13 protein-coding genes and 1 tRNA gene are annotated in these 15480 nt (G+C 65.6%); 5 read left to right on the top strand and 9 right to left on the bottom strand.

Annotated features, from left to right (window positions below):
* Positions 1-281: 281 nt before the first annotated feature.
* Positions 282-950 (top strand): hypothetical protein, encoded by a 669-nt coding sequence (locus tag H5T73_05790; GenBank protein ID MBC7247271.1) that lies wholly within the window; start codon positions 282-284, stop codon positions 948-950.
* Here H5T73_05790 and H5T73_05795 read toward each other — a convergent pair.
* The 3 genes from H5T73_05795 to H5T73_05805 all read right to left on the bottom strand — a co-directional run bounded on the left by H5T73_05795 (position 947) and on the right by H5T73_05805 (position 3839).
* Positions 947-2032 carry a hypothetical protein gene (locus H5T73_05795; protein ID MBC7247272.1) on the bottom strand — a complete coding sequence of 362 codons (1086 nt, stop codon included), beginning with the start codon at positions 2030-2032 and terminating at the stop codon, positions 947-949. The two genes, H5T73_05790 and H5T73_05795, sit on opposite strands and share 4 nt — an antisense overlap.
* A complete protein-coding gene (locus H5T73_05800) occupies positions 2029-3189 on the bottom strand; it encodes a hypothetical protein (GenBank protein ID MBC7247273.1) in 1161 nt (386 codons plus the stop codon). The genes H5T73_05795 and H5T73_05800 overlap by 4 nt, the downstream gene beginning before the upstream one ends.
* A 350-nt stretch (positions 3190-3539) precedes the next feature.
* The gene (locus H5T73_05805; GenBank protein ID MBC7247274.1) at positions 3540-3839 is read right to left on the bottom strand and encodes a TIGR04076 family protein; all 300 of its coding nucleotides are present in this window, start codon (positions 3837-3839) and stop codon (positions 3540-3542) included.
* A gap of 569 nt (positions 3840-4408) precedes the next feature.
* On the opposite strand from H5T73_05805, the gene H5T73_05810 reads away from it, so the two are divergent.
* Together H5T73_05810 and H5T73_05815 are read left to right on the top strand one after the other, a co-directional pair.
* Positions 4409-5203 (top strand): GerMN domain-containing protein, encoded by a 795-nt coding sequence (locus H5T73_05810; GenBank protein ID MBC7247275.1) that lies wholly within the window; start codon positions 4409-4411, stop codon positions 5201-5203.
* Positions 5200-6213 carry a M28 family peptidase gene (locus tag H5T73_05815; GenBank protein ID MBC7247276.1) on the top strand — a complete coding sequence of 338 codons (1014 nt, stop codon included), beginning with the start codon at positions 5200-5202 and terminating at the stop codon, positions 6211-6213. Before H5T73_05810 ends, H5T73_05815 begins: the two co-directional genes overlap by 4 nt.
* Here H5T73_05815 and H5T73_05820 read toward each other — a convergent pair.
* Positions 6210-7439 carry a zinc-dependent metalloprotease gene (locus H5T73_05820; protein MBC7247277.1) on the bottom strand — a complete coding sequence of 410 codons (1230 nt, stop codon included), beginning with the start codon at positions 7437-7439 and terminating at the stop codon, positions 6210-6212. The genes H5T73_05815 and H5T73_05820 overlap by 4 nt on opposite strands.
* Before the next feature lie 897 nt (positions 7440-8336).
* Here H5T73_05820 and H5T73_05825 point away from each other — a divergent pair.
* Entirely contained in the window at positions 8337-9476 is a 1140-nt protein-coding gene (locus H5T73_05825) for a hypothetical protein (protein MBC7247278.1), read from the top strand.
* A gap of 288 nt (positions 9477-9764) precedes the next feature.
* Here the strand turns inward: H5T73_05825 and H5T73_05830 are convergent, their stop codons facing one another.
* The 4 genes from H5T73_05830 to H5T73_05845 form a co-directional block, all read right to left on the bottom strand.
* On the bottom strand, positions 9765-10475 hold the full coding sequence (locus H5T73_05830; protein MBC7247279.1) for a response regulator transcription factor: 711 nt from the start codon (positions 10473-10475) through the stop codon (positions 9765-9767).
* Positions 10472-12073 carry a GAF domain-containing sensor histidine kinase gene (locus tag H5T73_05835; GenBank protein ID MBC7247280.1) on the bottom strand — a complete coding sequence of 534 codons (1602 nt, stop codon included), beginning with the start codon at positions 12071-12073 and terminating at the stop codon, positions 10472-10474. Before H5T73_05835 ends, H5T73_05830 begins: the two co-directional genes overlap by 4 nt.
* A gap of 32 nt (positions 12074-12105) precedes the next feature.
* On the bottom strand, positions 12106-13140 hold the full coding sequence (locus H5T73_05840) for a hypothetical protein (GenBank protein MBC7247281.1): 1035 nt from the start codon (positions 13138-13140) through the stop codon (positions 12106-12108).
* Positions 13141-13418: 278 nt separating this feature from the next.
* A tRNA-Leu gene (locus H5T73_05845) sits at positions 13419-13505 on the bottom strand.
* 487 nt (positions 13506-13992) lie between these two features.
* On the opposite strand from H5T73_05845, the gene H5T73_05850 reads away from it, so the two are divergent.
* The gene (locus tag H5T73_05850) at positions 13993-14277 is read left to right on the top strand and encodes a nucleotide pyrophosphohydrolase (GenBank protein MBC7247282.1); all 285 of its coding nucleotides are present in this window, start codon (positions 13993-13995) and stop codon (positions 14275-14277) included.
* Positions 14278-14387: 110 nt separating this feature from the next.
* Here the strand turns inward: H5T73_05850 and H5T73_05855 are convergent, their stop codons facing one another.
* Positions 14388-15455, bottom strand: a complete 1068-nt coding sequence (locus H5T73_05855; protein ID MBC7247283.1) for a hypothetical protein — start codon at positions 15453-15455, stop codon at positions 14388-14390.
* Positions 15456-15480 lie beyond the last annotated feature (25 nt).

Genomic DNA, 15480 nt, shown 5'->3' on the forward strand with positions numbered 1-15480 from the left:
CATGCTGCAAGCGGGAGCCCGGCGGTTCGCACCTGCTCGCCTCTACCGGTAAACGCCCGGGCGAGGCATCCTTTTTCATGCGGGCCTTGTTCAAGGCCTCTGCGGGCACCCGTTTGCCTGCGGCGCGCGGGGAGGAATGCGCTTCCGGGAAGCGAAGGCTTTCATGGCATATCCCGAAAGGCTTCCCGGCGGTACGACGGAGCGCAGGGATGAACGCCCCGACCGTATAGGAGTGCCGCTGCGGCCACGGGAACGCGTCTGCCTTTACGCGGAAAAAGGAGGTGGCCATGTTTTTCCAGCTCACGGAGGCATCGCAGAAAGCGCTGGAGGGTCTGCGGGACCTGCATTCCTTGAAGTGGTATGCGATCCCCCTGCTGGCGCTGGTAGCCTATATCTACGCCCGGGAGGTGAAACGTTCTCGGGAGACGGGGAACTGGGACCCCCTCCTGGCGGCGCTGCTCGTCTTCGGCTGCGACTTCTTCAACGAGACCTGGAACGGCTGGGTCTTCCACCTCACCAAGCGGTCGGCGGTCTGGACCACCCCCGGGGACACCGCCTACCGCATGACGGTGGGCTGGAACATCGAGATTATCTTCACCTTCCTACTGCTGGGCCTCGCCTATTACCATTCCCTGCTGCCGGACAAGGAAAGGAAGATACTGGGAATACCCAACCGGTGGCTGCTGGCCGTCTTCTTCGCCGCCTTCTGCGTCTTCGTCGAGGTGCTGCTGAACATGGGCGACCACCTGGTGTGGGAATACCCGTGGTGGAACCGCACTTTCGGCGGAATCTGGCTCATCTTCATCCTGGGGTACTTCTACTGGTTCGCGGCGGTCAACCTCATGCTGGAGATGAAATCACTCAAGGGCAAGTTGGCCCTCCTGGGGAGCATATACGCCGTCCCCCTGGTCATGACCTTCATCGCCTGGGGCGCGGGCTTCCGCTATTAAGAAGCCGCGCGGAGAATCCGTGACCGTACCAGGTCCACGAAGGCTTCCAGTCGGGTGTCCACCCCCGCCGGCGAGGTGTGTTCGTCGAAGCACAGCTCCAGGTAGGGCAGGCGGCTGCGTGAGAGGATGGCGGGCATGACGGTGCGGCATATGTTCTCCGGCATGCAGGTGAGGGGATAGGCGTGGATCACGCCCTCGAATCCCTGCCGGGGCGCGTCCAGGATGCCGCTGACGGTCATGTGTTCCTCCCCGCCCAGCACGTAGGGGAGGTAGGGGCGGGTGCGCCTCCTCGCCAGCCATGCGCCGAGCTGGATGCGCGGGTCCAGCCACAAGGGACCCAGCAGCCACCGGTAGGTGGAGAGCACGGGGTGTACCTCCACGCGGAAGCGGCTGCCCAGCCTCCTCACCAGGTCGCAGCTCAGGGAAGGCTCCAGGAGCACGTATAGCTCCCCCACCAGGCGCACCCTGGTCACGCCGCCGTCCCCGTCAAGGGGCAGGGAGAACAGCTCCTCCCGGAAACGCTCGCTCAGCTCGCGCACCGCCCGCAGGGAATCCGCCTCGTCCAGCCTTTTCAGGTAGCGCGAGAGGAGCGCGTCCGTATCGCCGGGCTTTTCCCCGCGGGGACGTGCCCATCGCGCCAGGCGCTCGAGCTCGTCCACCGCCACCGCCTTACTCTTGAAGATGGCAAGGGCTCCGGGCAACCTGCGGAAGATGCCCGGCCCCAGCCTGGTGCGGAACTTCTCCGCCACCTCGGCCGCGTTCTCCCGCCCGATGAGCACGGAGTCGAACTCGTACCCCAGGTCCTTGAGGATCATGTGCTGCACGCGCCCGTAGTTGCCGAAGCGGCAGGCCCACATGCCGCAGACCATGGCCAGCGTGTCCGCCCCCCGGTCGAGGGCGGACAGGCAATCCCCCAGAGTGACCTTGAAGGGGAGGCAGACGAACTCCGGCGAGTGCTGGAGCCCCCTCTTCAGCGTCTCGGCATTGGGCCTCTCCGGGACCACCGCCTCCGCCCCCAGGCTCTCCACCAGGGCCCGCAGCGGAATAAAGGCGTTCCCCATGTGGGGAAAGGCTATCCTCATGTCCTCCCTCCCGCTCTTGCGCGCGCTACCGCCTCCGCTCCCAACCTGCCTCCCGCTTTCTTCGTCTCCCGGTAGCGCAGCATGTCGACGAAGGCCTCCGCGCGCGTCCTCACCCCCGACTCCGCGCTGTGCTCGTCGAGGACCACCTCCATGAAGGCCTTGCCGTCACGGGGTAGCGTCTCGCGCCTGAACATCTCCATGACCAGGGAATCGGGGCCGCAGCCGAAGCTGGTGAGGTAGATGATGCCGTCCACGTCGCATCGCCGCGAGAACAGGGAGGCGGCGGCCAGGAGCTCCCTCTCGAAGCTCCACGAGATGTCGGGGAGGAGGCGCGCCTCCCGCTCGAGATCCTCGTCGCTGAAGGCGCTGTTGGTCAGGACCCTGGCGCCGCTTTCCCGCAGCCATCGGAAGAGGTTCTTGTTCAGCATCCCGTCGCCCAGGAGGTAGGGGTGGCCCAGCACGGCCACCGTGATGTCTCCCGCGACCTTTCCCTGCCCGGCCTGCGGTGGGAGGCAGCCGCCGTTCCCCCCGGCGCCCCCGTTCCCGCCGCGGGCCTCCCGCGCTCCCGTTGCCGCGGTCTCCCCTGCCGCCCTGCGAGGGCCCGCCCCTCGCGTTATCCCCGCGGCCTCGCCCGGCCCGCTTTCCCATTCCTCAATGGCTTCGTGGGGAAGCGACCCGCCCCGCAGCAGCGCCTCGTACCTCGCCTGCTCGCGCCGCGCCTCTCGGTAGGCCCCGAGGACCCTGCAGGGCGTGGCGCCCAGCCGCCCCCCCAGCCTCAGGCATCCCCACCACCAAGGGGCCCTCTTCACGTCCAGCACCCATTCCAGGAGCAGGGGAGGGCGGTGGGGGAAGAAGCGCACCATGTCCGGCGCGGCGATGAGCTTGGGACAGGTGAAGGTGTCGTATCTCCGCTTCTCCACGCTGACCAGGCGGGGGACCAGCAGGGCATCCACCCCGTCCTTGAGGTGATCCACGTGCCCGAAGAAGGCCTTGACGGCCACGCAGATGTCATCGACGCAGCACTCGGTGCCCTTCTCCAGGATCCCCAGGTCCGTGGGCGGGGATGTCACCACCTCGTGGCCGCACCCTTCCACGAAGGTCTTCAGGAAGGGATAGTAACGGTAGAACATCAGGGCGCGTGGAATGCCGATCCTCAAGCGAAAACCACCTCCCATGGCGAGGGCGATCCGCCCGCTTGCAAACCACCGTGACCGCCGCAGACGCGCCCCCCGAAACCCGTGCAGCAGTGCCCTCGCCCGGCGATCCCCCCGGCACCGGAGTCATCTATAAGGGGGCGCGGTACCCACGAAGAGTATCGCGTGCACGTTGAAGCTACCATCGCTTACCCGAGGCCCCGGCGGCGAACAGGGATCCCCTGCCTTTATTTCCTTTCCCCCGCGGGGGGAACTTCAGCTCCTTAGAGCGACTTGAACAATATTTCATTGTTTCCTTTTATCCACGGGAGAAACCTTCTGCCCCGCTCCGGCGCTACGCCGGTGGTTTCACTTCACGGTTCGGCTTCAAGCCCCGGGCTTATCCTTTTCATCTCCAGGGTCACGGTGTTCGTCCTGTCCAGGCAGTCCAGCACCAACACGTCCGGGTTCCCCCATTCCGGCGGGAACCCTCCCCCGAACTGCAGCATGATGAGGTAGGGGAAGATGTCATGGTAGAAGAAGCCGCACAGCCCCCCCGAACTGTAGCCGCTGAGCTCGAACTGGTCCCCGACCTTGTGTCCCGCGGAACAGAAGCCCTTGACCGCCTTGACGGTTCCCACCACGCGGAAACCCACCTGCACCTCTTCCTCCATCTTGCGATCCCCCTTGGTCGAAAGGCACTCCCATGCCGTCTGACCATGTGCGGGCCGTATGGCTCGCGTCCCCGCCCCACCGGGCGGCTTTCCTTAATATACAACATCCCGCGAGTGCCATCCCGTAAAGGGTGCGGTTGGCCCGGGCGTGGGACCGGCTTTCCCGCGGACGGCCTCGTGTGACGCGAGAACAAGGCGAGGATGACGTCCCTCCCGGGCGGCGTTTTGCTGTGTGCGAGGGACCGGTTACCCGTGCGGCGTTCCCGGGTGGCGAGGAGGAGGGCCGGCGAAGAAGGCGCAGGTAGGTGACGCGTTGCGCGTCCGGTCCGTGAAGCATGTCGGCGCCCGGTTCGGGCTTGAGAAGGGCTGGTTCAGGGTGGAGTCTTGACAAGGGGAGAGAGCCCGCGCACGCGGCCGCCCTCCCGCGTCCGCGGCGGCTTGCCCTCGCCCTTGCGTGATCAATAAAATGGATGGGCGGAATGGGCGGTCCCCGCGCTGAAGAGGCGGGGAGGCCTGGTTCGGAAAGCGCAGCGGGGCGCGCCCCGTGCGGCGCGCGAAAGGAGGTGGCGATGAGAAGGGCCGCTCTCGCCCTGGGCCTGTCGTTGCTTCTTGTCCTCGCCCTGTGCGGAGGTGCGGTACGGGCACAGGAAGAACTCCCGCAGGAGGGGGAGACCGCGGGGGAAGGGGCTCCGGAAGCGGGACAGGTTTACTTCTATCTTAACGGAGAGCTGTCTCCCGTGCCCAGGGATATCGCTGCGGGGGGGCAGACGCTGGAATTCGCGGTCATGGAGCTGCTCAACGGGCCCAGCGAGGAGGAGCGCGCCGCGGGCTACGTCACCTACATACCGGAAGGGGTCAAGCTGCAGTACTCCACCATAAAGCAGGACCGCAGCGAGTACAGCGTCAACCTCTCGCGCGACCTCCTCTCCCTTGCCGGGAACCGGGAAGCGGCGATAAAGGCCCTGGCACAGCTGGTGAAGACGGTTCGGGAGGCCGGCGACATCCCGGTGGTGGGCGTCACCGTGGCCTCCGAGGACCTCTCGGGCATGCCCGAGGACGCCTTCGCCGCCCTCGGCGCCACAGCCCAGGAGGTGGAGGCGGAGATCTCGGGTGTCGAGCCGGAAGGCGGCAACGGCGGTGACGGGTCCGGCAAGGGGCTGGTCCTCCTCCTGGCGTTGGGCATACCGGCCCTGCTCATCCTCGCCGCGGCGGCTTTCTATACCGCGCGGAAAAGGAAAAGGGGCGATGGCGAGGGCGATACTTACGTGCGTAGGGGCGGCGCGGGGAAAGCGCGCCCCCGGGCGGCGCAAGGCGGTGGCAAAAAGGGCGCCGCGAGGGGCGGCGCAAAAGGGAAGGGCAGGTGAGCATGGATGGCGCGGACGGTGCGACGCGGCGGTTACTCGTAACCTGCACCGCCGTACTCCTCTCCCTCGCGGTGGCGTGCGGGTGCGGTGCCTCTCCCGCGCCGGAGAACGGCGACCCCTTCCTGCTCTCCCTGGCCGACCGCGTGGATGCCTCCCGCATGATGGGGACCATCGAGTACCTGTGCGGCGATGAGCTCGGAGGGAGGCCGGCAGGGTCACCCCAGAGCGCCCTGGTGGAGGAATACCTGGCCGGGCGGCTGGAGGAGCTGGGGCTGCAGCCCGTGGCGCCCCTCGGCATCTCCGGCTACCGCCAGGACTTCCCGGTTCCCGCCGAGAGGTGCTTCCTCGAGGAGGAGACAAGGGCGGACCAGGCGGTCACGGCGAGCAATATCCTGGGCATGATACCGGGAGAGGGCGATGAGATGGTGATCATCACCGCGAACTACGACGGCATAGGCAAAGATCCCGAGAGCGGCGCCGTCTATCCCGGGGCCGATTACAACGCTTCCGGCGTGGGCGCGCTCGTGGAGGTGGCGACCATCCTCTCCTCGCTGCAGGAACCGCCCCGGCGTCACGTCGTCTTCGCCCTGCTGGGAGCCGAGGAATGCGGCTCCTACGGGTCCTCCGCCCTCGCCTCCCTCCTGGAGGAGAAGGGCATGCGCGAGAGCGCGCGCGTCATCAACCTGGAGGGACTGGGAGCCGGTGACGGCGATTACATGGACGTCTGGGACCTCAACTACCGGCGCAACCGCGAAACGGTGCGGGCCCTGGAGGACGCGGCGGACCTGCTGGGGGTGACCCTGGAGCTGGGAGGGGAAGACCCGGGGTCCTCCGCGGGCACCTTCTTCCTCTATCACATCCCCGCCGTCACCTGCGACTGGTCATGGTTCAACCGCGATGAACACCCGGATTTTCACCTCACCACCGACACGCCGGAAAGGATAAACCGGGAGGGCCTGCGCAAGGCCACGCGCGTGGTATCCGTCGCCGCATGGATGCTCGCGGGTTAGATACGGTGGTGCTGCACCCTCCTGCCCTCGCTTTCCTCCATGCGTTCGATCCACAGGAAAGCGTGGCGTATCTCGTCCGCGCCGGGGAGGTTTTCCTCCCTCTTCCAGGCCAGGTTGAGGAAATCCAGGCCCTTCTTCTCCATCACCTCGCGGCAGAATAGCTCCCCCACCTGGTACTGCTGCAGCTTGAGGTCGAAGCCCAGCATCCTCTCCACCAGCCTTTCCGCCCCCGTCTTCGCCTCCCTGCGGTGGCGGAAGGCCACGCTCATCTCCCGGAAGGTGGGGATGACGTCCTTTCCCACCATGTCCATGACGAGGTTGCTGTACCCCTCGACCAGGGACATGAAGGCCTGGATACGCGCCAGGATATCCCGCTGCTCGGGGGTGTGCACGATGGACATGAGGCCGCCCTGGTTGATGATCTCGTTGAGACGCCCGGCGTCGCGCAGCTCCTCCGGCTTGAGGCGCAGGCTCATCTCCTCGAGGCGCAGGGAGACGCTGCGGAAATACCTTTCCATGAGGGACCTCAGGTAGCCGCGCAGCCACGGATGGGCGGCGAACTCGAAGCCGTGGGTGACCTCGTGCAGGGTTATCCACAGGCGGAAGTCGCCCGGGTCAAGGCGCATCCTGCCCTCCGCCTTGACCAGGTTGGGGTAGACGATGTACAGCTTGCCGCTGTCCTCCAGCCTGGGCAGTCCCAGGTCGAACTGGCCGAGCACGTTGCGCGCGAGGTAACCAATGACCATGCCCAGCTGGGCGGTGAGCAGGCCCCTGGTGAGCCTGCGCCCCAGGCCGGAGCGCCGTTTCCTCCGCTCCTCCAGTCCCCGCAAGGCCTTATCGTAGCTTTCCGCGAGCGGCTCGAACATGAGCTGGAAGCCGGAGAGGTTGGCGTCGATCCACTGCGGGCGGTCGAAGACGAAGAGCGGCCCCACCTCCTCCAATGGTTGCAGGCGCGAGTAGCTCCGCACCAACTCCTCGCTGTGCCGCCTCATCTCCTCGAAAGCGCGCTGCACCTCGGGGCCTGGCGGGGTGTACGCCACCATGTCCGATTGCGCCACGATCACCGCGATCTCCCTGGCCTGCTCCCAGTCGATCACCAGGTCGCCCTGTTCCCGGAAGGCCGCACGCAGCGATCTCAGCACGGGTATCTTCCTGGCCACCGCCTCCATGAACTCGTTTACTTCCCGCAGGCTGCGGTCCCAGGCGTTTTCCCTTTCTTCATCCACCTCGTTAACCTCTCGACCAGGTCAGCGGCGCCTGCAAGGCGCCCCTTTTGCTCTCTCGCAGGCCACCGGACCCACTCCCGGCCCATCCAGGCCTTTTTCGTATCGCCCGCTCTATCGTACCATGCTTCGGGCGGAACGGTATTGCGCGTACCGCAGCATGACCAGCGCACGTTTTTCCTGTTCAGAGCCCTTTTCCGTCTTTGACTAATACCAGGGTATTAGGCCCGCGATCAATTACTACCGGCGGGGAATGGTCGTCCGTGGCCCCATCGCCTATGTTTGTTATCGGAAACGGTTCCTTGAAAAAGGCCCCAAGCGGACGCCGGGGATATAGAGCCAGAGAAGAAGCAAGCACGTCGTGGGCGAGCCGGTATCAGCAACAGTCGCAGCCCCCTTAAGTAGACGCAGTAGCATTCCCCTAGCACCATCCGAAGCCGACTAGCCGAGACAGCCATCTACCCCATTTGCAATCGAATGCAGCCCAGACGGACTACTTACAGCCCTCGCCCATGACGCAAGATTTTGCAGCAAATACGCAGCATATACGCAGCAAAGAACGCAACAGCATACGCAGCACGGATGCAGCACAACCGATCATCCCTGAGGTATCCCCTGAATCCCCAATGGAGTCCGCATTTGCGGAAGGCCCCGTTCCCCCTGCGGGGCCTTTTCCGTTTCCGCCTGCCGACGGCAATGACGCGCCGGCGCCCGCGGTTTCCCCGCCATTGCAGCCTCTCTATCACGGCGCCATCGCGGAAGACCGCCCCCTCCCCCGGCTAAACGGCGGTGAGGCGGGAATAACCCGAAAGGTAGCCGCGCTGTTCTTCCCCTCGATGCACCGTTTTGGTGGTTGCGGCCTCCCTCCCTCTTCAGTAACCTTTGGAAAGGAGGATGCGCATGGGCGACGTGGAGCGATGCAAACTTTGCGGGCTGCCCCGCCCCCTCAACCGCAAGCTGGTGTGGACGAGGAACGGCGGGCTGTATTTGCGCAACCGCCGCTCCGAAAGGCTCGTCTTCCTTTCGGAGGAGGAAATCGACGCCGTGATGCGGGAGGGAGTGCGCCTGCGCGGCGAGGAGGTGCTGGATACCCTGTGCGAGGTGCGCCGCGGCTTCACCCGCGAGAGGGTGGCGTCGCAGATGGGAAGGGTGCGGGGGTTTTTCATGCGCCACCGGCCGCTGGCGAGGCGCGTCATCGCAGACGCCTTCAGGGAAGCCGCTTACTACGGTTGTGGGAACGTCGAGGTTTCCCGGCTCAAGCCGGGGAAAGAGATAACCGTCACCGCGCGCCGCCCCTATCATCCCCACCTGCTCGCCGGCGATATATGGGGCTTCTGGGAGGGTTTTTTCGGGGTAGAGGCCCTGTTCTCGCTGGAAAAGGTCTCGGAGACGGAATGGTCGATCACGGTGAGGACGGTGGGGAAGAGGAAGACGGGGCCGGGGGGAGAACCCCTACCGCGCCGGCCCGAGCGGGATTATGACCTCGACGTGTGCGAAAAGTGCCGCCTCCCCTCCTTCACCTACGAGCTGCGCTGGGATCCCGACCTGGGCACCATCTACCACCCGGGCACCCACCGCCACCTGGTCATCACCTCCGTGGAGGGATGGGAACGCGTTATAGGCGAGATAAACGGCTCGCGCGCCGGGGAGCTGCCGCCGGGCATGAGGGAGGCCCTGGAAGCGTCAGCGGCACGCGAGTACGCCTCCCAGGGCGGCGGCAATTACAAGACCGCTTACCGCAATTTCTTTCTCGGGCTTCCCCTGCTGGGTTGGGGAAAGCCGAGAAGGGTCATGCGCAAGCCCTTCCTCATGGAGGCGCAGATCGAGGACGTGCCCTTTCCGCAGCTCCTGGCATGCAGGATAGCGGGGGTTTTCCGGGCCCTGGAGAAAGAGGCGGCGGAGATAGACTGTTCGCGCGAGGGGGACAACGCGTGGAGGTATGCCGTGGGCCCGCGGCTGGAGGGGAGCTTCCTGGCGCCGTCCTCGCTTTTCCGTGGCGACATGTTGCGCTCCCACCCCGGGATCTTCCTCCCCTTCTGACAAGCGCATCCACCGGAAACCACTCCTCCTGGGACCGTGCTTACCGGCCACCGCCGGAGCGCGGCTGGGCCAGGCGAGCGAGATCGAAAGCGCCCTCGGGTCATGGTATGCGAGGCGGCAGACCCTCACACGGGTGGAGCCCTTGCATGAAAGGAAGCGGCCATGGCGAGGCCGCGGCGTCGAGCGATGCCGTTACCCTGAGGCCCCGGGCGGGATGAAGGACGGAACCGCTCCCAGCCGGAGGGAAAAGGGGCCAGGCCGCGTCCATGCCTGACCCGGGGGCATTTCTCAGACGGGGGGTTTGTCGGGCTTCACGCTGTCCTTGTCCTTGAGCACCAACCCTCTCTCGATGGCCCAGAGCACCGCGTTGGTGCGGTCCGCAACCCCGATCTTGCGGAAGATGTTGCGGATGTGGACCTTCACGGTGTGCTCGCTGATGAAGAGGATATCGGCGATCTGCCGGTTGTTGTATCCCCGCGCCATGAGCTTGATCACGTCCACCTCGCGCTGGGAGAGGTTCTCGAAACCCTCTTCCTTCCTGCGCTTCTTCGCCGCGGGCTCGGATATCTCCTCGAGCAGTTTCCTGGCCACCGAGGTGGAGATGAGGGACTCGCCCCTGGCCGCCGCCCGCACCGCCTTCACCAGCTCGTCCTTGGCGGCGTCCTTGATTACATACCCGATGGCCCCCGCTTTTATGGCCTGCTTGGCGAACTGTTCGTCGTCGAAGACGGTGAGGGTGATGGCCTCGATCTGCGGGTAGTCCGATTTGAGGCGCCGGATGAGCTCGATGCCGTTCATCCCGGGGAGCTGGATATCCACGATGATGACGTCCGGGGGAAACCTCCCAATTTTTTCCATGGCCTCCTCGGCGCTCCGCGCCACGCTGACTATCTTTATCCCTCCCTGCTTCTCCAGGATGCGGATGAGCCCCTCCAGGACCACCTCGTGGTCGTCGACCAGCATGACGTTGATGGAATCTCCCCGCGCGCCCACTCTCAACCACCGCCCTCGGCGACCATGGGGATCCTGACCGTCAACTTCGTCCCCCTCCCGGGGGCGGATGCGATGGTCAGCTCTCCGCCCAGCAGCTCCGCCCTCTCCCGGATGGCCATGAGGCCGAGGTGCTTTCCGCTCTCCTGCTCGGCGGCCAGGGTATCGGGGTCGAAGCCCACGCCATCGTCCTCCACGGTGAGGATGAAATCCCCGCCGCGCGTCTCCGTCCTTATGCTCACCGACTCGGCGTTGGAGTGCTTGCGCACGTTGGTCAGTTCCTCCTGCAGTATGCGGAAGACGGCCAGCTCCACGGCGGGGGAGAGGGTATCCAGGCCCTGCAGGTCCACGCTGGTGGTGATGGCGTACTCCTCCTCGAACTGCTCCGCGTAGCGCACTATGGTCTCCCGCAGGCCCAGGATGTCAAGGGAAGTGGGCCTCAGGTTGGCCATGATGGCCCGCAGCTCGCGCAGGCAGTCCTTGGCGCGCAGCTGCACCTCCTCGATCTCCTCCACCGCCAGGCGCGGGTCCTCCTTGAGAAAGTCGAGGGCGAATCCGGCGGTGTAGATGATCTTCAGCAGCGACTGGGCCACGGAGTCGTGCAGCTCGCGCGCGATGCGGGCGCGCTCCTCCTCGTGGGCTGTGTTGATGCGCGTCATGAGGTGGTCCATGACCTTGCGTTTCGCCGTCACCTCCCGGTAGAGGTGTATGTTCTCCAGGGTCAGTCCCGCGGTGTCGGCGAAGGAGCCGATCATCTCCAGGTCCCTTTCCCCCACCGGCTCGCCAGCGTCCGCCTCGATGTAGAGGAGGCCGCGCATCGATCCTCGCGGGTTCACGGGCACGAGGAAGTAGTGGGCGTCCGGGCGCGGGGTGAGGAATGCTATCTGCTCGCCCTCCCGGGCCCGGCTCGTCCTTATCTCCCCTCCGTAAAAGGCCCGGGCTTCCGCGTTGCCCGCCATGGGGGATATGGGGTAAGCCCTTTTCTCGCGCAGCACCTCCTCCTCCCAGGAGGGGTCCTCCCTGTCCCGGGCGGAAACGGGGATGAGCATCTCGTGTTCGTGGAGGAAGAAGACGGCGCGCCGGAATCCGAGGACCTCGCAGACGCCCTCCACGATCTGGCGCACCAGGAAATCGTAGTCCTGCACAGCCCGCACGCGGTTGAGCAGGGAGTTGAACTCCTGCATGCTCTCCTGGCGCTGCCGTATGAACTCCGCGGCCACGGAATTGGCGGCGGCGAAGTACGAGTTCCATATCACCTCGGCCGCCGCGACCAGTTCCTCCACGGGATAACCCGCCTCCCGCCAGGTCCTCTTCACCCAGCCCCAGACCACCTCGCTGCCCACCTGGAAGGCGCGCAGCACCTCCACCAGCTCGAAACCCTTGAGGACGCGCATGTCCAGCTCCCCCCGGCGCGGGAGCTTCCCTTCCAGTCCCTGGAAGAGGATGAGGCATGCGTCACGCACCACGCCGCGCAACACAGGGAGGTAGGATTCCGGCATGTCGGTGAAGACACCGGACTCCGCGCGGATCCTCTCGACCACCTCCTGTACCATCTCGTCAAGGTGATCCCGCAGGAGCTCGACGGCCGGCGAATTTAACGGGGGCAAGCCATCCACCTCGCAACGTAAGGGGTCGTCGTTCATCCTATGGTGAAGTATATCAATTTCTGGTTGTTCTGGATAAAGGCCTCCCGGGGAACGGGCTCCACCTTGATCTCGAGTATGTTGCGGACGCCTCCCGTGGTCGGCACCAGCCCGGTGAAGGCCACCTGCACCTTCTCGCCGGGCCCTATGTTGTCGATGGTCTTGTCCTGCCGGGTGGGGGTGGTGTTCACGGTGGAATATAGGCTGAGGGTGACCACCACCCCGCTCTCGGGACGGTTTCCCTGGTTCTCGATGGTCACCGTGACGGAGACCTCGCTGACCGAGGGAAGGCGGTGCACGGTCTCGCCGCCCTGCTCGCTCACCGTTCCCTTGGGTTCGAGCTGCACCTGCCCCACCGCCAGGCCGTGCACTTCCGTGCCCCGCAGGGAGATGAGGAAGGAGCGCACCTTGTCCTTGCCCGCGTTCTCCCAGTCGGGCAGGCACACGGAATCGGGCATGGTTATGTCCTGGATGTTGTTCGCCGTGAGTGCCTCGCTGACCGCCCGCTTGAAGAAAAGGTACGTTCCGTCGGAGTACATCATCTCCCGCAGGTCCTCGGAGAGGCTGGCGGCGTATACGTCAAGGTCCACGGCGGTTACGGCGTTGATGATGTCGGGACGGAAGCCCCTCAGCGCGCGGTAGCGTTGCTCCATGCAGATGGTCAAGGCCTGGTGCGCGACCTCCAGGCTCTCCGGCGGCACCATCGCCTTTACCTGGCCCAGGAGGTCCAGGGCCTGGTTCTCCAGGTTCCCGAGGCTGGCGTCGAGGGCTTCCGTGTCGGCTATCAGCCGGTCCAGGGAGGAGCGGATGTTGTTCCATTCCTGGCCTATGGCGTTCGATGCCTCCACCAGGGTGCGGGTGCGGTTTGCGTACTCGCTGAGGGAGGAGGCGTCCTCCTTCTTTCCCTTCCCGCAGGTGAGGTTGAAGAGCCAGCAGGCGAGGAGGAGAAGGGCGACGCCCACCACTATCGCCGGGGCGGGGCTCCTCCGCCGGCGCCTGGAAAACCTCGGTGCGTTCGTCTGCGCGTACAACTTACCTTCCTCGCGATCCCGCCCCCTCCTCGCGCACCCACGGAGCGCCGTTCGACCACCGGGTATCCTCTCCCGCGGAGCCGTCACGGAACCCCAGCGGATCGTCTCCTTCCTCCGCGGCGTCGCCGGCACCGGTCACCCGCGGCATCAACCCCGGGAGCGGGCCCTCGGCGGCGTCCGTCCCGCGTGGGCGGCGTACCCTGAAGATTCTTCGGTCAACGGGAGGGGACTCCTCCCCCACAAGTTTGAAGGACGACCCGCGGCCGTCCTCCCGTTCCTGGTGGGCGAGGCGGGACTCGAACCCGCATGCCCGTACGAGCACTGGACCCTGAACCCAGCGCGTCTACCAATTCCGCCACTCGCCCGTTTCGTCATACCGTATAAGGGCAGAGATATTATACCAGACATCGGACGATACCAGGCATCGGACCGTTGCCGGGTCGAATACTTACCGGGTTGAATACTTGAGAGGTTGCCCCTTTCTTTTTGTTGATTTGTTTTAGCGGGATTATAGGGTGGTCTCCCGACCTTTTTCAACGCTGAAAACGACCACCGCAACGGCACGGCATCGTTGCCGGCGACGTTGTCGATGACGGGACGGCCGTCCATGTTCCCGCAGGGGAGGTCCTTCGGGGATACCCGCCTGGGCGATTGGTCGGGGATGCACGTCGGGGTGGTCCGGTGGCACGGCCAGTGGAGGCGTGGAAGGCGAGCCCCTTCCCGGGCGAGAGGTCCCGCGGCGAAAGGGTTACAATCATTGGGGCCGGCCTTCGGCCGCCGGCGAAGGGTTCGCGCCCGGGGACGCGGGCACGGCGGGTCACCGGGGTGGATTCCGGGAAAAGGAGGAGGCGCTTGGAGATAGGAAGGCTTCAGGAAACGGTAAGGGAGGCTTTCTTCGCGCGGGACGAAAGGCGCGGCGTGTGGGGCACCTACGCGTGGCTGGTCGAAGAGGTGGGGGAGCTCTCGCGGGCGCTGCGGAGGGGCGGACGGGCGGAGCTGGCGGAGGAGTTCGCCGACGTCCTGGCGTGGCTGGCCAGCCTGGCCAACCTCTGCGGGGTGGACCTGGTCGAGGTTGCGGAGAAATACGCGCGCGGATGCCCGAAGTGCGGCGGCATACCCTGTGCATGCCCCGAATAGAGGGCCCGAAAACCGATGCAATGCGCGGAACGCCGGCACTGCGTGAAGCGAGGGAACGGCCGTCCTTCCCGGCGACGGGGTGCGCTGCCGGAGGGGGCGCGACGCAGGGCTTACACCTTGGGGGTCACCTCGACCACCAGGTCCCCGTCCTCCCTTATCTCCCATTCCGCGCGGGCGTCCACCCCCGAGGCCAGTTCGTAGACACCCAGGATCAGGCCCACCATGGGCAGGTAAAGGCACGGGTTCTCCATGCGGAAGCGCAGGCCCCTCTCCCCCCAGTCCATCTCGCGCAGGTTGCCCAGGCCGCGCAGGGCCAGGGCGCGGCGGAAGTCGTCGAAGGTGCGGGCCTCGCCGAGGGAATAGAACTCGCCGCGCACGAAGCGCCGCTGGGCCTCGATCACCACCTCGGGTATGGTGTCGCCCAGCTCTTTCTGCAGCTCGTCAACGATGGTGTCTATGGTCGAGGGACCGAGGATGACCATGCGCCTGCCGCTTTCACGGTGCAGGATCATGCCGCTCGCGAGATCCCAGCGGTATTCCGCGAGGGCCCTGGGCCCACCGCACGTACCGCACCTCTCGAGCTCGATGTCGCCTTCCTTGTGGGTGTAGGCGATGGGGCGCAGGCGGTCCGCGAGCTCCAGGGGATGGATGGAGATGTGGCCCGTTATCTCGTGCTCGTCCGGTCCCAGCTCGCGGTAGCTGACCGCCACCTCCCGGCGGTCGATGGCGTTGAAGGAGCCCGCCAGGTCGCCGCAGAAGAGCGGCAGGCTGTAGATGCCCTTCGTGTGGATGGTCACGTAATCCCCCTCGTCGCGCACCCGCCTCAGCTTGGCAAGCTCGATGTTCCCGTATCCCATGACCTTCCCCAGGGCGGTTATGTTCCGGATAACCGGCTTCACCCCGGTAACCCTCACCACCGCCTTGACCACTCCAGGGAGGATGTGGTCGACGAAATCGAAGGTGGCGCGGCGCTTGGCCTCCACGATGATGCGCTCGATCGGCATGCCGATGATCTCCTCGACGTTGCGGAAGATGCCCGCGATGTTCTCGTTCTCGATGAAGATCATGCGGTGATCCGGGTTCTTGCTCTGTACGATGGTGCCGTCGCTCAACCAGCGATGTTCCCTCACTATGCGGAGTGAAGCGCCACATGCGCTGCAAAGTCTCCTGCCGGACATCTCCTCCCCCCTACTCGACCTCTGC

It is taken from the genome of Actinomycetota bacterium, assembly GCA_014360655.1.
In the GTDB taxonomy this organism is placed as follows: Bacteria; Actinomycetota; Geothermincolia; order Geothermincolales; family RBG-13-55-18; genus JACIXC01.